Raw genomic sequence first — 740 nt, 5'->3', positions numbered from 1 at the left:
TGATGGGTTAGAGCGATCGAGACGCACGACCTTACGCTGGGTCAACTCATCGCCTCGGACACCCGTCGGCGTCACTTCCACCTGGTATTCTCCAGGTGGCAGCTGCGCGTAAAACCAGGGACCTTTCGAGAGGGCCGTCAGCACGGGGCCATCCTTGGCGTCCAGCACATTGACCTGAACCGCAGAGAGATACTCACCGCTGCCCTGGGTCGCGAACATCAGATGGAGGTTGAATTCATTGGCCATGGCCTTGAGTTCTGTCCGCTCGTTCTCGCCAACCCCGCCCGAGATATGGCGAATACCCCCTTCATTCGCGACCACCATCGATCGCTCGTCAGCGGTCGACGCGCTCGCCTCCATCGCCTGTTCTGCACTGGCTGGTGTGAGTGCGGCTCCGACTAGGAGCAGCCCCAGTGTGATTGCCGTTGCCCTAGACTGTGGACGGATGCTCATTGCAATACCCTATAAACTTGATTGAGTGATAAAGACCAAACAGGCCTGATGGAGAGTCCGATTGGCCATCCGGCGCCGTTTGCGGAGATCGGTAGCGGAAATAGCGCCCCTGAAACGACGGTTCATGGCCCGCTACCGGCCATCAACAGGCGATCAAGGGGTTATAAAGTTTGGGCAGTCTCCGGATCTGGCTTTCGGCATCCGCCCATTCCAGCCGACTAGGCGATCTCTGGTGGTCGGCTTACTCGGTCAGCGACTGCTTCGCTTCATCCATCTTGTCCCCTGCA

At 58.6% G+C, this 740-nt stretch carries 1 protein-coding gene; it reads right to left on the bottom strand.

All coding sequences use genetic code 11. The features are described from left to right. The coding region (locus tag VBE63_RS30835; RefSeq protein ID WP_323686751.1) for a carboxypeptidase regulatory-like domain-containing protein at positions 1-453 on the bottom strand (453 nt) is incomplete at its 3' end. Positions 454-740 lie beyond the last annotated feature (287 nt).

The organism is Lamprobacter sp. (assembly GCF_034860625.1).
In the GTDB taxonomy this organism is placed as follows: domain Bacteria; phylum Pseudomonadota; class Gammaproteobacteria; order Chromatiales; family Chromatiaceae; genus Lamprobacter.
The sequence above is the reverse complement of the archived record's forward strand: the minus strand, read 5'-3'. Positions and strand labels throughout refer to the sequence as shown.